The sequence below is a fragment of the Telluria antibiotica genome, from assembly GCF_011682055.1.
GTDB lineage: Bacteria > Pseudomonadota > Gammaproteobacteria > Burkholderiales > Burkholderiaceae_D > Telluria > Telluria antibiotica.
In genome coordinates, this window is record NZ_JAAQOM010000021.1 from 103,518 (window position 1) to 116,824 (window position 13,307).

Annotated in this window: 10 protein-coding genes; 7 read left to right on the forward strand and 3 right to left on the reverse strand. The window is 67.9% G+C overall.

Annotation, left to right across the window (positions count from 1 at the left end; all coding sequences use genetic code 11):
• Window positions 1–65: 65 nt before the first annotated feature.
• Window positions 66–1,109: an asparaginase gene (locus tag HAV22_RS27250; RefSeq protein WP_166863817.1), complete on the reverse strand. Its 1,044-nt coding sequence runs from the start codon at window positions 1,107–1,109 to the stop codon at window positions 66–68.
• A 330-nt stretch (window positions 1,110–1,439) separates the two neighbouring features.
• On the opposite strand from HAV22_RS27250, the gene HAV22_RS27255 reads away from it, so the two are divergent.
• Window positions 1,440–1,805: a hypothetical protein gene (locus tag HAV22_RS27255; protein WP_166863819.1), complete on the forward strand. Its 366-nt coding sequence runs from the start codon at window positions 1,440–1,442 to the stop codon at window positions 1,803–1,805.
• Between the two features lie 79 nt (window positions 1,806–1,884).
• Here the strand turns inward: HAV22_RS27255 and HAV22_RS27260 are convergent, their stop codons facing one another.
• Window positions 1,885–2,739, reverse strand: a complete 855-nt coding sequence (locus HAV22_RS27260; protein WP_166863821.1) for a pirin family protein — start codon at window positions 2,737–2,739, stop codon at window positions 1,885–1,887.
• Between the two features lie 130 nt (window positions 2,740–2,869).
• Between HAV22_RS27260 and HAV22_RS27265 the strand changes: the two genes are divergently transcribed.
• The 6 genes from HAV22_RS27265 to HAV22_RS27290 all read left to right on the forward strand — a co-directional run bounded on the left by HAV22_RS27265 (window position 2,870) and on the right by HAV22_RS27290 (window position 12,721).
• Window positions 2,870–4,405, forward strand: a complete 1,536-nt coding sequence (locus tag HAV22_RS27265; protein WP_166863823.1) for a dipeptidase — start codon at window positions 2,870–2,872, stop codon at window positions 4,403–4,405.
• Window positions 4,406–4,850: 445 nt separating this feature from the next.
• Window positions 4,851–5,906 (forward strand): galactose-1-phosphate uridylyltransferase, encoded by a 1,056-nt coding sequence (gene galT / locus HAV22_RS27270; protein WP_229421449.1) that lies wholly within the window; start codon window positions 4,851–4,853, stop codon window positions 5,904–5,906.
• Window positions 5,903–7,021, forward strand: a complete 1,119-nt coding sequence (locus tag HAV22_RS27275) for a M24 family metallopeptidase (protein WP_166863827.1) — start codon at window positions 5,903–5,905, stop codon at window positions 7,019–7,021. Before galT ends, HAV22_RS27275 begins: the two co-directional genes overlap by 4 nt.
• On the forward strand, window positions 7,018–8,118 hold the full coding sequence (galK, locus tag HAV22_RS27280) for a galactokinase (protein ID WP_166863829.1): 1,101 nt from the start codon (window positions 7,018–7,020) through the stop codon (window positions 8,116–8,118). Before HAV22_RS27275 ends, galK begins: the two co-directional genes overlap by 4 nt.
• Window positions 8,105–9,913 (forward strand): glycoside hydrolase family 2 protein, encoded by a 1,809-nt coding sequence (locus HAV22_RS27285; RefSeq protein ID WP_166863831.1) that lies wholly within the window; start codon window positions 8,105–8,107, stop codon window positions 9,911–9,913. Before galK ends, HAV22_RS27285 begins: the two co-directional genes overlap by 14 nt.
• Window positions 9,914–10,090: 177 nt before the next feature.
• Window positions 10,091–12,721: an NAD(P)-binding protein gene (locus HAV22_RS27290; RefSeq protein ID WP_166863832.1), complete on the forward strand. Its 2,631-nt coding sequence runs from the start codon at window positions 10,091–10,093 to the stop codon at window positions 12,719–12,721.
• A gap of 7 nt (window positions 12,722–12,728) precedes the next feature.
• On the opposite strand, the gene HAV22_RS27295 is transcribed toward HAV22_RS27290, so the two are convergent.
• Window positions 12,729–13,223: a hypothetical protein gene (locus tag HAV22_RS27295; RefSeq protein ID WP_166863834.1), complete on the reverse strand. Its 495-nt coding sequence runs from the start codon at window positions 13,221–13,223 to the stop codon at window positions 12,729–12,731.
• Between the last annotated feature and the right edge of the window lie 84 nt (window positions 13,224–13,307).

The window sequence follows — 13,307 nt, forward strand, 5'->3', positions numbered from 1 at the left end:
CAGGGCCGGGGCGTGCCCGGTGCATACAGTCGGATGCGCGCCGGGCAGGTACAGTTGGCTGCGGATCAGGCGGCTTCCAGCGTGAACACGGCGTGCACGTCGCCCGCGACGATGCCGCGCGCGTTCTTGACCGGGGGCGCGCGGTACGGCTCGAGATGGGCGCGGCGCTTGTCGTCCAGCAGGCCCAGCTGGTCGAGCACGGCGAACGTGGCCGGATGCAGCGCGCGCGCGGCGCCGTCCGCCACCTTGATCGCGATGCCGAGCCCGGCCGAGCGGATGCCGATGGCCTGCACGGCGTCCGCGCCGATCTTCGCCACCCAGTCGCCGCCGCCGGCCTGCATCCAGGCGAGGTCCGTCCGCGCGTCGCCCGACACCATGTCCGGGTGCGCCGTCATCGCGTCGAACAGGTCGCCCAGCGCGCCGCCCAGGCGCGCGTCCGGGCCCGGCTGCGCGAGGCGCGCGTACAGGTGCGCGAGGCGCGCGAGCGGCATCGCGTAGTTCGGCGCCGAGCAGCCGTCGATGCCCATCGGCAGCGTGTCCTCGGCCATCTGCACGCATTCGGCCAACGTGGCGCGGATCGCGCGCTGCAGCGGGTGTCGCGGGTCGACGTAGCCGTCCGTGGGCGCGTCGTGCAGCCGGCACCACGCGAGGAATCCGCTGTGCTTGCCCGAGCAATTGTGGTGGACCGTGCGCCAGCGCCGCTCGGCAGGCACGGGCAGACCGGCGGCGTCGTAGTACAGCGGCGCAGCGCAGCCGCAGGCGAGGTGGGTCTCGTCGAGGCCGATCTTGTCGAGGATGGACGTGACGCCCACGAGGTGTTTTTCCTCGCCCGAGTGGCTGGCGCACAGCAGCGCCAGTTCGGCGCGCGAGAGCCCGAAGCGCGCGGGCCCGTCGTCGAGCACGAACGGCAGCGCCTGGAACGGCTTCAGCGCGGAACGGGTGAAGGTCATGAAGTCGGGATCGCCGGCCGACCACAGCAGGCGGCCGGCCAGGTCGACGACGGCGATCGAACCGTAGTGGATGTTCTCGACCGCGTAGCCGCCCGCGGCATCGGCGTCGGCGTCGGGCGGATAGCCACGCGTCGTGGCGACCAGGGGGACTGGATGCATCGGTCTTCTCCTTCGCTTGGATGGGCGTTCCGAAGCCGACACTGTAACGGATATCGGCCACGCGGCGCGCCCCGAAGACAGCTTGAACGTTGCCAAAAACTATATGCACCCGCAGCAATTCGGGGCGGATTTTCGACAGTTCATCCCGCGTTTTCGACGGTTCGGCGGTTCGCCGATGACGCTGCGGCCGGCCCTTCCTACACTGTCTTCACTCGCCGCACGATCGATGCGGCGATATGAAAAACGGCAGGATCGCTGCGCATCCGACAATTATTTTGATGGCGCGCTCCGTGTCCACTTTATATTTCGTATCTTGATTTCGGAGCAATCATGCGTATCGCACCCCTCCTGGCCTTCATCGGCGCCGCCACCGTGTCGTTGTCCGCGTTTGCCGACTCGTCCATCCCGCCGGCAGTGGCCGCCGGCAGCCTTGCCTCGGTGCAGGTCAGGGCCGCGCACACCTACCTGAGCAAGGATGACGCCGAGCACATGCGCGGGACGTTCGCGCTGACCGACGGCCGCACGATCACGGTGACGAACAAGCAGAACAGGTTGTTCGTCGACCTGGACGGCAAGCGCGAGGAACTGGTCCCCGTCGGCGTGACGCAATTCGTCACGCGCGACACGGGCGCCCGCATCGCGTTCGACCAGGTGCCGTACGCGGCCGAGGTGGTCGTCAACCAGGCCGCGCGCTGATGCGGGGCGCAGCACACGGCCGGCCTGGCCGATGCGGTCCGGGCCGGCGCCTTACACGGCGGCGCGCATGCGCCGCACGTCAGATCGGCGCGCCGAAGCGTCCCGCCTGGTAATCGACGATCGCCTGCTGGATTTCGGCGCGCGTGTTCATTACGAACGGTCCGTGCGCCACGACCGGTTCGCGCAGCGGGAAGGCATGGCCCAGCAGCAGGATGCTGTCGTGGTCGGCGCGGATCTCCAGCTCGTCGCCCGCCGGTTCGAACTCGGCCAGGTGGAACGCGCTGACGGTCTCCGGCGTGCACTCGATCACGCCGCGCACGACGTACAGGAACACGTTGCGGTCCAGCAGGCCATCCACGTGCAGGCGTGCTCCCGCTTTCATCTCGACCGTGCACAACGACACGCCCGTCAGCGATTCGATGGGGCCCGTCACGCCGCCATGCGTGCCCGACACGAGATGCACGCGCACGCCGGCGCCATCGTCGACGACGGGGAGCTCGTCGCGCTGCAGGCCGATGTAGCGCGGCGCCGTCATCTTCAGCGCGGCGGGCAGGTTGACCCACAGCTGCAGGATCTCCAGCGGGCCGCCGCGTTCCACGAATTCGCGCGGCGACACTTCCGCGTGCACGATGCCGCGGCCGGCCGTCATCCACTGCACGCCGCCGGGACCGATCACGCTTTCGTGGCCGGCGCTGTCGCGATGCGCGAGCAGGCCGTCGAGGATGAACGTGACGGTCTCGAAGCCGCGGTGCGGATGCGGCCCGAACGGCAGGCCGCGGTTATGCGGCGGATAGACCTGCGGGCCGTGATGATTGAGGAACAGGAAGGGATCGACCTGGTCGAGATGCGGGCCCGGCACGGGACGCTGCGTGATGAGGTCGCCGATGTCGTCGCGCAGCGCGGGGTGGACCCTGCGGATGATCTTGTACGTCATGCTCGTTTCCTTTGAATGGGCAGCCAATAAGCAGCCGACACGATAACGGATTGCGGGCGGGGAGGGCGCCAGCGCCGTTTGCGCAACCCTGCTAGACTCGTTGCGCATTTGCAATCATGGAGACAAGACAATGACCAAGAAGACTTGCGCACGCAACCTGGTCGCGGCCATCAGCCTCGCCTGGGCAGCCGGCGCGACGGGCGCGCCTACCGCGGCCCCGGCCGTACCCAGCGACACCGCGATCAAGGCGGCGAAGCACGCCGTCACGGCCTACCGCGACGACGTCGTCGAGACGCTCGCCAAGCTCGTCAGCTACAACACGGTGGCCGACAAGGACATCCCGTGCGAACGCAACCCGCGCCACCAGGCGTTCAAGGCCTACCTGCACCAGGAAGCGGACCGCCTGGGCCTGGACTTCACGGACGATGGCTGCGTGGCCATCGTCGGCCTGGGCAAGGGCGATGATCGCGTGGGCCTCGTCGCGCACGGCGACGTCCAGCCCGTCGACCCGACCAAGTGGAAGAAGTCGCCGTTCGAACTGGACCGCACGAGCGAGCCGGGCCGCCTGCTGGCGCGCGGCGCCGAGGACGACAAGGGCCCCATCGCCACGGCGCTGTATGCGATGAAGTCGCTGAAGGATCTACATGTGCCGCTGTCCAGGCGGATCGAGTTGTACGTCTACATGGCCGAGGAATCGGACTGGGGTCCGCTGGAAGCGTTCATGAAGACGCACACGCTGCCGCAGATGAACATCACGCTCGACGCCGAGTACCCGGCCGTCACGGCGGAGAAGGGCTACGGCACCCTCGCCGTCACGATGCCGAAGGCGGCCGTGGCGCCCCCCGCGACGGCGCCGTACGTGAAGGCGTTCAAGGGCGGCTTCTTCGGCAGCCAGATTCCGGAAGATGCGCAGGCGACGGTCGCCAACGCGACGCCGGCACTGGAAGCGCAGATCCGCGCGCGCGCCGGCAAGCAGGCGGGCATGCACTACCAGTTCGAATGGAAAGACCATGACTTCGTCGTGACGGGCAAGGGTTTGTCGGCGCACTCGTCGAAGCCGGAAGACGGCGTCAACGCCATCAGCATGGTCGCCGACGCGCTGGCCATGCAGCCGTGGCCGGACACGACGGCGGGCGCGCTCGTCAATTTCCTCAACGAGATGGTGGGCACCGGTTACTTCGGCGAGAAGTTCGGCAGCATCGCCTACCGCGACGCGTTCATGGGCCCGATGACGTTCGCGCCGACGGTGATCCGCCAGCACGACGACGGCGGCATCGAGGTGGCGATCAACATCCGCCGGCCGCAGGGCAAGACGGCGGAGCAGCTGCAAAACGAGATCAACGCCGCGCTCGCGCAATGGCAGGGCGCGCACGTGCAGCTGGCGGACGTGAAGGCGCAGATCGGCGACCCGTGGGTGCAGCAGGATGCGCCGCAACTGCCCGTGCTGATGAAGACGTTCGCGTACTTCACCGGCATCAAGGATGCGAAGCCGGTCGCCATCGGCGGCGGCACGAATTCGCGCCTGTTCCCGCATGCCGTCAGCTTCGGTCCGGCCATGCCGCACACGGTCTACACGGGCCACTCCGAACACGAGTTCATCACGACGAAACAGTTGCTGCTGAACCTCGAGATGTACACGGCCGTGCTGGCCGAGCTCGCCAAATAAGCTCTTCCGCGGGCACGCCTGCGGTGCCCGCATCCTTCGTTCCCCAAGACACATTTCAGGTCCGGCCGCGCCCGCTCGCGGGGGCGCATCACGCCGTTGGCCGCTCGGCTGTGATGTAGGTCGTCTTCTCGCCGAAGCGTGTAAATTCTTCCATAAGTTTTGTAGGTTTGAGCCTACATGGAGTTGGTCTTCATAGGGGAAAAATGCCTGTTCCACAGCGTTTCCCTGGGAGAGACAGCAGGCCGGGCCACGGCCGCGCCGGACGCTCCCGCGCGCCCCGTTGATTGTCGGAAAAGCTAGACCTGACCACCGGAAAATGTGGCGAAAACGCCATGATAGGATCAGGCCTGACGGCGACCGGTTACCGGAAGTCGTCCATGCGAAGTCCCGCAAAACAGACGATGCCATGCACAGCCAAGACCTGATAAAGCCTGACGGAAGACACATGACGTTGTACAGCGGCCGGCCGATCCCGGACGGCATCGTCGCGACGAGTCCGTTCGCCGAGCCGCAGCACGCCAACCCGCACCTGCGCTGGCATCCGCTGCGCGGCGAGTGGGTCACGTATGCCGCGTTCCGCCAGAACCGCACGTATCAGCCGCCGCCGCAGTACAACCCGCTGGCACCGACGCGCGACCCCGACCATCCCACCGAGATGCCGGCCGGAGACTACGAGATCGCCGTGTTCGACAACCGCTTCCCGTCGCTCGCGCTCGACGCGCACGAGCCCCCGACGTTGACCGTGCCGACCGCGCCCGCGAACGGCAAATGCGAGGTGGTCGTGTTCACGCAGGACCCGCAGACGGCGCTGGGCCGCCTGCCGCTGGCGCGCATCGAATTGCTGCTGGAAGTGTGGGGCGACCGCACGCGCCGCATTGGCGGGCAACACCATATCCAGTACGTGCTGCCGTTCGAGAACCGCGGCGCGGAGGTGGGCGTCACCTTGCACCATCCGCACGGCCAGATCTATGCGTACCCGTTCGTGCCGCCCGTGCCCGCGCGCCAGTTGGCGCAGGAGCGCGAGTATTTCCTGCAGCACGGCACGAACCTGTTGACCGACATGGCACGCGCGGAAGGCCAGGACGGCAAGCGCGTCGTGTACGAGGACGCGCACGCGATCGCGTTCGTGCCCGCGTGCGCCCGCTACCCGTACGAAGTGTGGGTGATGCCGACGGCGCCTTGCCAGGACTTCGCGTCGCTCGCGCCCGCGCAGCGCGAGAGCCTCGCCTGCGCGCTGAAGACGGTGCTGCTGAAGTTCGACTGCCTGTGGGAGCGCCCGTTCCCGTACCTGATGACGTGGTACCAGGCGCCGACGGACGGCGCCGACCATCCGGAGACGCAGCTGCACTGCCAGTTCCATCCGCCGTACCGCACGCGCGACCGGCTGAAATACCTGGCCGGCACGGAGATCGGCGCCGGCATGTTCGCGATGGACGTGCTGCCCGAGACGACGGCGTACGAGCTGCAGCAGGTCGCCGTGCGGCTGGAGGCCGCGGCATGAGCGCGCTTTTTGACGTGCGCGCCGCCGAGGTGGCCGACAAGCTCGGGCTGCTGCGCGCGGCGCTGGCCGAGACGGGCGCCGGCGCCATCCGCCTGCGCGGCACCGACTGGTTCGCGTGGGCGACGGCGGGCGGCGACGCGTCCGTGCTGCTCGCGGCCGATTGCGGCGTGGCCGAGATGCTCGTCACGCGCGACGAGGCCGTGATCCTGACGGACGCCATCGAGGCCGAGCGCCTGCGCATCGAGGAAGTCCCGGCCGGCTTTTCGTTCCACATCGCGCCGTGGGCGGAGACGGACTTGCACGAGACCTATGTGCTGGGCGCGGCACGCGGAGGCGCCGTCCTGTCCGACCGGCCGCGCAGCAACAACGGCTACAGCGAGTCGCCATTGCCCGCGAGCCTGCGCCTGCGCCGCATGGTCTTGCTGCCGTCCGAGCACGACCGCTACCGCGCGCTGGGCCGCGATGCCGGCGCCGCGCTGGCGGAGACGCTGCGCGCCGCACGCCCCGAGTGGACGGAATTCGATCTCGCCGGCGCCGGTGCGCAGGCATTGTGGCGGCGCGGCATCCAGCCCGCGCTCGTGCTGGCCGCGGGCGCGCGGCGCTTGGCGGCGTTCCGCCATCCCGTGCCGACACAAGAACCGCTCGGCGCGCGCGCGATGCTGGTGTTCTGCGCGCGCCGCCACGGCCTCGTCGCGAGCCTGTCGCGTGCCGTCGCGTTCGGCCCGCTGACCGACGACGAGCGCAACGCCGAGGCCGACCTGCTGCAGGTCGAAGCGACGGGGCTCGACGCCGTGCGCCCGGGCCAGTCGCTGGCCGCCGTCTACCACGCGCTGGAAGCGGCGTACCGCCACGTCGACCGGCCGGACGCCATCCGCGAACACCACCAGGGCGGCATCGCGGGCTACCAGGCGCGCGAGATCGTCGCAAGCCCCAGCACCGCGACGGGCGTCGAGACGGGGATGGCGTTCGCGCTGAACCCGAGCTTCGCGGGCATGAAGGTCGAAGACACGTTCCTGCTCGGCGCGAACGGGCTGGAGAACCTGACCCTGGGCGCCGACTGGCCGACGACGACAATCCAGGGCCGCGCGCGGCCCACATGGCTGGAGGTGACATGAACGATCCCGAGACCTTCTTCGGCGGCGCCCCGGAGGCGCACGCATCGGCGCCCGGCCGCGTCAACCTGCTGGGCGAGCACACGGACTACAACGACGGCTACATGCTGCCCGTCGCGACGCCGCAGGCGACCTCCGTCGCGCTCGCGCGCAGCCACGACGACCAGCACCACCTGTACTCCGGCACCCTCGACGGCAACGTGACGTTCGCGGCGAAGGGCGGCAGCGCGCCGCAGGGCTTCGGCAGCTATATCGAAGGCTGCATCCGTCTCGTCGAAGCGACGGGCGTCGCGGTGCCGCCGCTGCGCGTGTTCGTGACGACGAATCTGCCCGTCGGCTCCGGCCTGTCGTCGTCGGCTGCGCTCGAAGTGTCGATGCTGCGCGCGATGCGCAACCTGCTCGGTTTTGCGCTGGACGACGTGAAGCTCGCGCAGATCGCACAGCGCGCCGAGATCGAATACGCACGCGTCAACTGCGGCATCATGGACCAGATGGCGTCGAGCCTGTGCGACGAGAGGAACATGCTGTTCATCGATGCGCGCACGCTGGAGCACCGCCTCGTGCCCATGCCTGCGGGGACGGAGCTGATCGTCGTCGACTCCGGCGTGCCGCGCACGCTGGCGGCCAGCAAGTACAACGAACGCCGCGCCGAATGCGAGGAGGCGTCGCGCAAGCTGGGCGTGAAGGCGCTGCGCGACGTGACCGACCCCGCGGCCGTGGAAGGCCTGCCCGAGCCGCTGCGCCGGCGCGCGCGCCACGTCGTGCTGGAAGACTTGCGCGTGCTGGAAGCGGCAAAAGGCGTATCGGCCGAACGCTTCGGCGAACTGATGAACGCGTCGCACGAGAGCCTGCGCGACGACTACGAAGTTTCGATTCCCGAGCTCGACCAGCTGGTGGCCGCGTTGCGCGCCGCCCCGGGCGTGCTCGGTGCACGCCTGACCGGTGCCGGCTTCGGCGGCGCCACCGTGGCTCTGTGCCGCACAGGTCAGGCACGACAGGCAGCGGAAACTGCACTCTCCACCTACAACAAAGCTGGACGCCAGGGACGCATCCTGATCCCGGTCCCGACCCAAGGAAAGGAAAATAATGAGCCAGTTTGAGTATCCCCGCCCGCAGCTGGTCCGCGACAATTGGATCAACCTGAACGGTAAATGGCGCTTCCGTTTCGACGACGAGCTTGTCAACAAGATGCCGGAAGGCGTGACCGGCTGGACCCACGAGATCAACGTGCCGTTCGCGCCCGAGACGGAAATGTCCGGCATCCAGGACACCGGCTTCCACCGCTTCTGCTGGTACGAGCGCGACTTCGAGCTGAAGCCGTCGGAGGACCGCGTCATCCTGCACTTCGGCGCCGTCGATTATTTCGCGCGCGTCTGGGTCAATGGCCAGCTCGTGGCCGAGCACGAGGGCGGCCACACGCCGTTCCGTGCCGACATCACGCCCGCGCTGAAGGCGGACGGCAAGCAGACCGTGACCGTGTTCGTCGAGGACGACCCGGCCGACCTCGCGAAGCCCCGCGGCAAGCAGGACTGGCTGCTGGAACCGCACTCGATCTGGTACCCGCGCACGACCGGCATCTGGCAGACCGTATGGATCGAGCGGGTATCGCGCACGTTCATCCAGACCCTGCGCTGGACGCCGCTGTTCGAAACCTTCGAGATCGGCTGCGAAGTCTTTGCCGGCGGCGACATCCAGGAAGACATGTTCGTCGAGGTCAAGATCTGGCATGGCAAGCAATTGCTGGCGGACGATAACTACAAGCTGTTGGCCGGCGAGGCGAACCGCAAGATCGCGCTGTCCGACCCCGGCATCGACGATTCCCGCAACGAGCTGCTGTGGAGCCCGGAGCGCCCCACGTTGCTGGACGCGGAGGTCATCCTGCGCTGCGGCGACAGGATCGTCGACCACGTGAAGTCGTACACGGCGCTGCGCTCGTTCCACATCAACCGCGACCGTCTGCTGCTGAATGGAAGGCCGTATCCGCTGCGCCTCGTGCTGGACCAGGGCTACTGGACCGAGTCGTTCATGACGGCCCCGTCCGACGAGCACCTGAGGCGCGACGTCGAACTGGCCAAGCTGATGGGCTTCAACGGCGTGCGCAAGCACCAGAAGATCGAAGACCCGCGCTACCTGTACTGGGCCGACAAGCTGGGCCTGCTCGTGTGGGAAGAGATGCCATCGGCCTACCGCTTCGCCCCGCGCGCGATCACGCGCATGGTCAAGGAGTGGACCGAGGCGATCGAGCGTGACTACAGCCACCCGTGCATCATCGTGTGGGTGCCGTTCAACGAGTCGTGGGGTGTGCCGAACCTGACCTTGACGCAGGCACATCGCAACGCCGTCGAGGCGCTGTACCACCTCACGCGCACGCTCGATTCGACGCGCCCCGTGATCGGCAACGACGGCTGGGAAGCGTCTGCCACCGACATCCTGGGCATCCACGACTACGACTGCAATCCGGACAAGCTGAAGGCGCGCTACGAGGTCAGCGACCCAGTGCGCACGCTGTTCGATCAACGCCGTCCCGGCGGACGCATCCTCACCCTGGACGGCTTCCCGCACCGCGGCCAGCCCATCGTGCTCACCGAATTCGGCGGCATCGCATTCGATCCGAACGCGACGCCGGAAGATGGCACGTGGGGCTATACCCGTGCCCATACGGCCGAGAGTTATCACGCGCTGTACCAACGGCTGCTGAAGGTGGTCAACGAGACCTTCATGTTCAGCGGCTTCTGCTATACCCAGTTCGCCGACACGTTCCAGGAAGCGAACGGCCTGCTCAACGCGGACCGTACGCCCAAGCTGCCGTTCGAAGTGATCAGCGCGGCCACGCGCAACGTCAAGCTCGAACCCAAGGACGTGGAAGAGGAGGGAGACAAACCGGGCCAGGCGTAAGCGCCGCCCGGCGCTCCGAACCCCGACGCGAGCACGGCACCCTCAGGGCGCCCGCCCCATCGCAGCGCTGCCGCGCACGGCAGCGCTGTGGACGGGTTCGCTCGCCTGCTGGGGCGGTCGATCCGGTCCACGCCACCGATCAATCGACCGCCCGCCATGGGCGACAAGGAGCCCATCATGCCTACGATCGTCGTTTTCAGCCACCTGCGCTGGGACTTCGTGTTCCAGCGGCCGCAGCATCTGCTGTCGCGCCTGGCCCAGCATTACCCGGTCCTGTTCGTCGAGGAACCGGTGTACGACGACGGCGCCCCGTTCATGGAGCGGTCCAGCCCGGCACCGAACGTGACCGTGTGCCGCGCACACACTCCCATCCAGGCGAACGGCTTCCACGACGAGCAACTGCGCCTGCTGCAGCCGATGGTGGCGCACCTGGCACCACCGGGAGAGGAAGTCGTCGCGTGGTTCTACACGCCGATGGCGCTGCCTTTGCTGCAATCGCTGCGACCCGCGCTCGTCGTGTACGACTGCATGGATGAACTGGCCGCATTCCGGAATCCGCCCAAGCAATTGCTGCAGCGTGAAAGCGCGCTGCTGTCCGTCGCCGACCTCGTGTTCGCGGGCGGCCCCAGCCTGTACGAGGCGAAGCGCCACCGCCACCCGAACGTCCACTGCTTCTCGTCCAGCGTCGACGTCGTGCACTTCCAGCAGGCGCTGGACCGCTCGCGCGCGCATCCGCATCAGGACGCGATCTCGCATCCGCGCCTCGGCTTCTACGGCGTGCTGGACGAGCGCTTCGACCCGGATCTCGTGGACGCCGTCGCGGCAAGCCATCCGGAATGGCAGGTCGTGCTGGCCGGCCCCGTGGTGAAAATCGATCCGGAGCGCCTGCCGCGCCGTCCCAACATCCACTACCTGGGCCAGCAGCCGTACGGCGCGCTGCCCGACCTGCTGGCCGGCTGGGACGTGTGCCTGATGCCGTTCGCCATCAACGAGGCGACGAAATACATCAGCCCGACGAAGGTGCTCGAATACATGGCGGCGCAGCTGCCCATCGTCAGCACGCCGATCGCCGACGTCGCGAATCCGTATGGCCACGTGGTCGCCATCGCGTCTACCGCCGACGAGTTCATCGCCGCGTGCGAAGCCGCGCTGGCGCAAACGCCGGAACAGCGCCGGCACATGGTCGACGCGATGCGGGCCGTCGTCGCCGCCACGTCGTGGGACAACACGGCCGCGCGCATGCGCGAGCTGATCGACACGGCGCCCCCGCACACGGACCGGCGCGCCACACCGCGCGGCCTCGATGGCGCGGACGATGCGGCCGCTGCGTCGCTGCGTAGCGACGCGCCGCGCGGCTCGAAAGTGAATCCGCTGCGCGCGCACGAGCCGCATGTGGGCACCATCGTCATCGGCGGCGGGCCGACGGGGCTGTCGGCCGCGTACCATCTCGACGCGGACACCTTGCTGCTGGACCGCAACGAGACCGTCGGCGGCTGGTGCCGCTCGATCGAGGACAACGGCTTCACGTTCGATCACGCGGGCCACATCATGTTCTCGAACGACCCGTACGTCCTGAAGATGTACGAGGTCCTGCTGGGCGATAACGTGCACTGGCAGAACCGCGAAGCGTGGGTCTACAGCAAGGGCGTGTACACGCGCTATCCTTTCCAGGGCGCGCTGTACGGCCTGCCGCCGAAGGTCGTCACGGAGTGCATCATGGGCGCCATCGAAGCCCGCTACGAAAGCGCGGAGGCGAAGACCGCGGCCGCGCACGCCGTCGACGATTGCTGCGCCGACGGCACGCTTGACATGTGCAACACGGATCGCGCCGAGGTAAGAACAATGCGGGGCGAGGTGAAGAATTTCGAGCAATTCATCTACAAGGTATGGGGCAAGGGCATCGCGAAACACTTCGCGATTCCTTACAACCGCAAGATCTGGACGGTGCCGCTGGCCGAGATGGAAACGTCATGGCTCGGCGGCCGCGTACCGCTGCCGAACCTGGAGGAAATCATCCAGGGCGCGCTGGAGCCGTCGCCGAAACCGCTGGGCCCGAACGCCCGCTTCGGCTATCCGTTGAAGGGCGGCTTCCAGGCACTGATGAATGGCTTCCTGCCTCACATCAAGGGCAAGATCGAACTGAATGCGGACGTCGTGCAAGTGCTGCCGCGCGAGCATATCGTCGCACTGCGCGACGGCCGCCGCTTCCGCTACGACGACCTCATCTCCACGATGCCGCTCCCCGAGCTGGTAAAGGCCATCGGCGATGAGGCGCCGGCAGCCGTGAAGGCCGCGGCGAGAGGCTTGCGCCACGTGTCGATCCGCTGCGTGAACATCGGCATCGACCGCGTCGCCACGGACAAGCACTGGATCTACTATCCGGAAGACACAATCTTCCACCGCATCTTCGTGCAGGGCAATGCGAGCCCCGGCTGCAATCCGCCCGGCGGCTTCGGCTTCACGTGCGAGATCTCGTACTCGCCGTACAAGCCGTTGCCCATCGACGGCGACGCGCTGATCGCGCGCGCGATCGACGATTGCCGCAAGGTGGGCATGATCCAGGACGGCGACACGATCCTCGCCGCGCACCAGGTCGACATGCCGTATGCCTACGTGCTGTACGACCACGCGCGCGCCCGCAACGTCGAGACGTGCAAGGCCTGGCTGAAGCAGTTCGACATCACGCTCGTCGGCCGCTACAGCGAGTGGGAGTACTACAACTCCGACCACGCGCTGCTGGCCGGCAAGCGCGGTGCGGACATCGTGCGCGCGAAGCGCACGCGCGCGCAACAGGTCGGAGCGGAGTAGGCCGTGCTCAGTGCTGGATCATGCCCCCGGCCAGGCTGACGCGGTCGCCGGTGCGGAAGTCCGGCGTCGTCTGCTGCGTCACAACCTGCGTGCTGCCGTCGTCCATGCGCAGCGTGACGCGATAGATGCGGTCGGCGGAGGAACTGCCCGTGGCGCCGCCGCTGCTGCTCCCCATCGCTGCGCTGGCGCCCGCATTGCCCTCGGTGGCGGAACTGCTGGAGCGGGGCAGGGCTTCGATGGAGGCGACGGTGGCGTTGGGGCTCATGGGCATCGCGCTGGCGCCCTGGTTCTGCATCATGCCGGTGCTCGCGCTGTCGTAGCCGCTCGAGCTGCCCGCAGTGCCCGAACTGCCGGACGACCCGGCCGGTCCGGTGCCGCCGCCGGTGCCCGACATGCCGCCGCTGCTGCCCATGCTGCCGCCGCGCCAGGAACTGCACGCGGACAGCCCGACCGCGAGCGCCAGCAAGCCCGCCAGGCAAATGCTCTGGTGTTTTTGCTTCATGATCAACTCCTTCTGATGGGATGGTAGGTGAGTGACGATGCCGCGTGCCACTTCGGTAAGAGGCCTGTTCGGTACCGGCGTTCA

Bases quoted from the DNA above. Each gene is read 5' to 3' on its own strand.
- galT (WP_229421449.1), top strand. From the start codon at position 4,851: ATGACGTTGTACAGCGGCCGGCCGATCCCGGACGGCATCGTCGCGACG.
- HAV22_RS27295 (WP_166863834.1), bottom strand. From the start codon at position 13,223: ATGAAGCAAAAACACCAGAGCATTTGCCTGGCGGGCTTGCTGGCGCTC.
- HAV22_RS27290 (WP_166863832.1), top strand. From the start codon at position 10,091: ATGCCTACGATCGTCGTTTTCAGCCACCTGCGCTGGGACTTCGTGTTC.
- HAV22_RS27250 (WP_166863817.1), bottom strand. From the start codon at position 1,109: ATGCATCCAGTCCCCCTGGTCGCCACGACGCGTGGCTATCCGCCCGAC.
- HAV22_RS27260 (WP_166863821.1), bottom strand. From the start codon at position 2,739: ATGACGTACAAGATCATCCGCAGGGTCCACCCCGCGCTGCGCGACGAC.
- HAV22_RS27265 (WP_166863823.1), top strand. From the start codon at position 2,870: ATGACCAAGAAGACTTGCGCACGCAACCTGGTCGCGGCCATCAGCCTC.
- HAV22_RS27285 (WP_166863831.1), top strand. From the start codon at position 8,105: ATGAGCCAGTTTGAGTATCCCCGCCCGCAGCTGGTCCGCGACAATTGG.
- HAV22_RS27255 (WP_166863819.1), top strand. From the start codon at position 1,440: ATGCGTATCGCACCCCTCCTGGCCTTCATCGGCGCCGCCACCGTGTCG.
- galK (WP_166863829.1), top strand. From the start codon at position 7,018: ATGAACGATCCCGAGACCTTCTTCGGCGGCGCCCCGGAGGCGCACGCA.
- HAV22_RS27275 (WP_166863827.1), top strand. From the start codon at position 5,903: ATGAGCGCGCTTTTTGACGTGCGCGCCGCCGAGGTGGCCGACAAGCTC.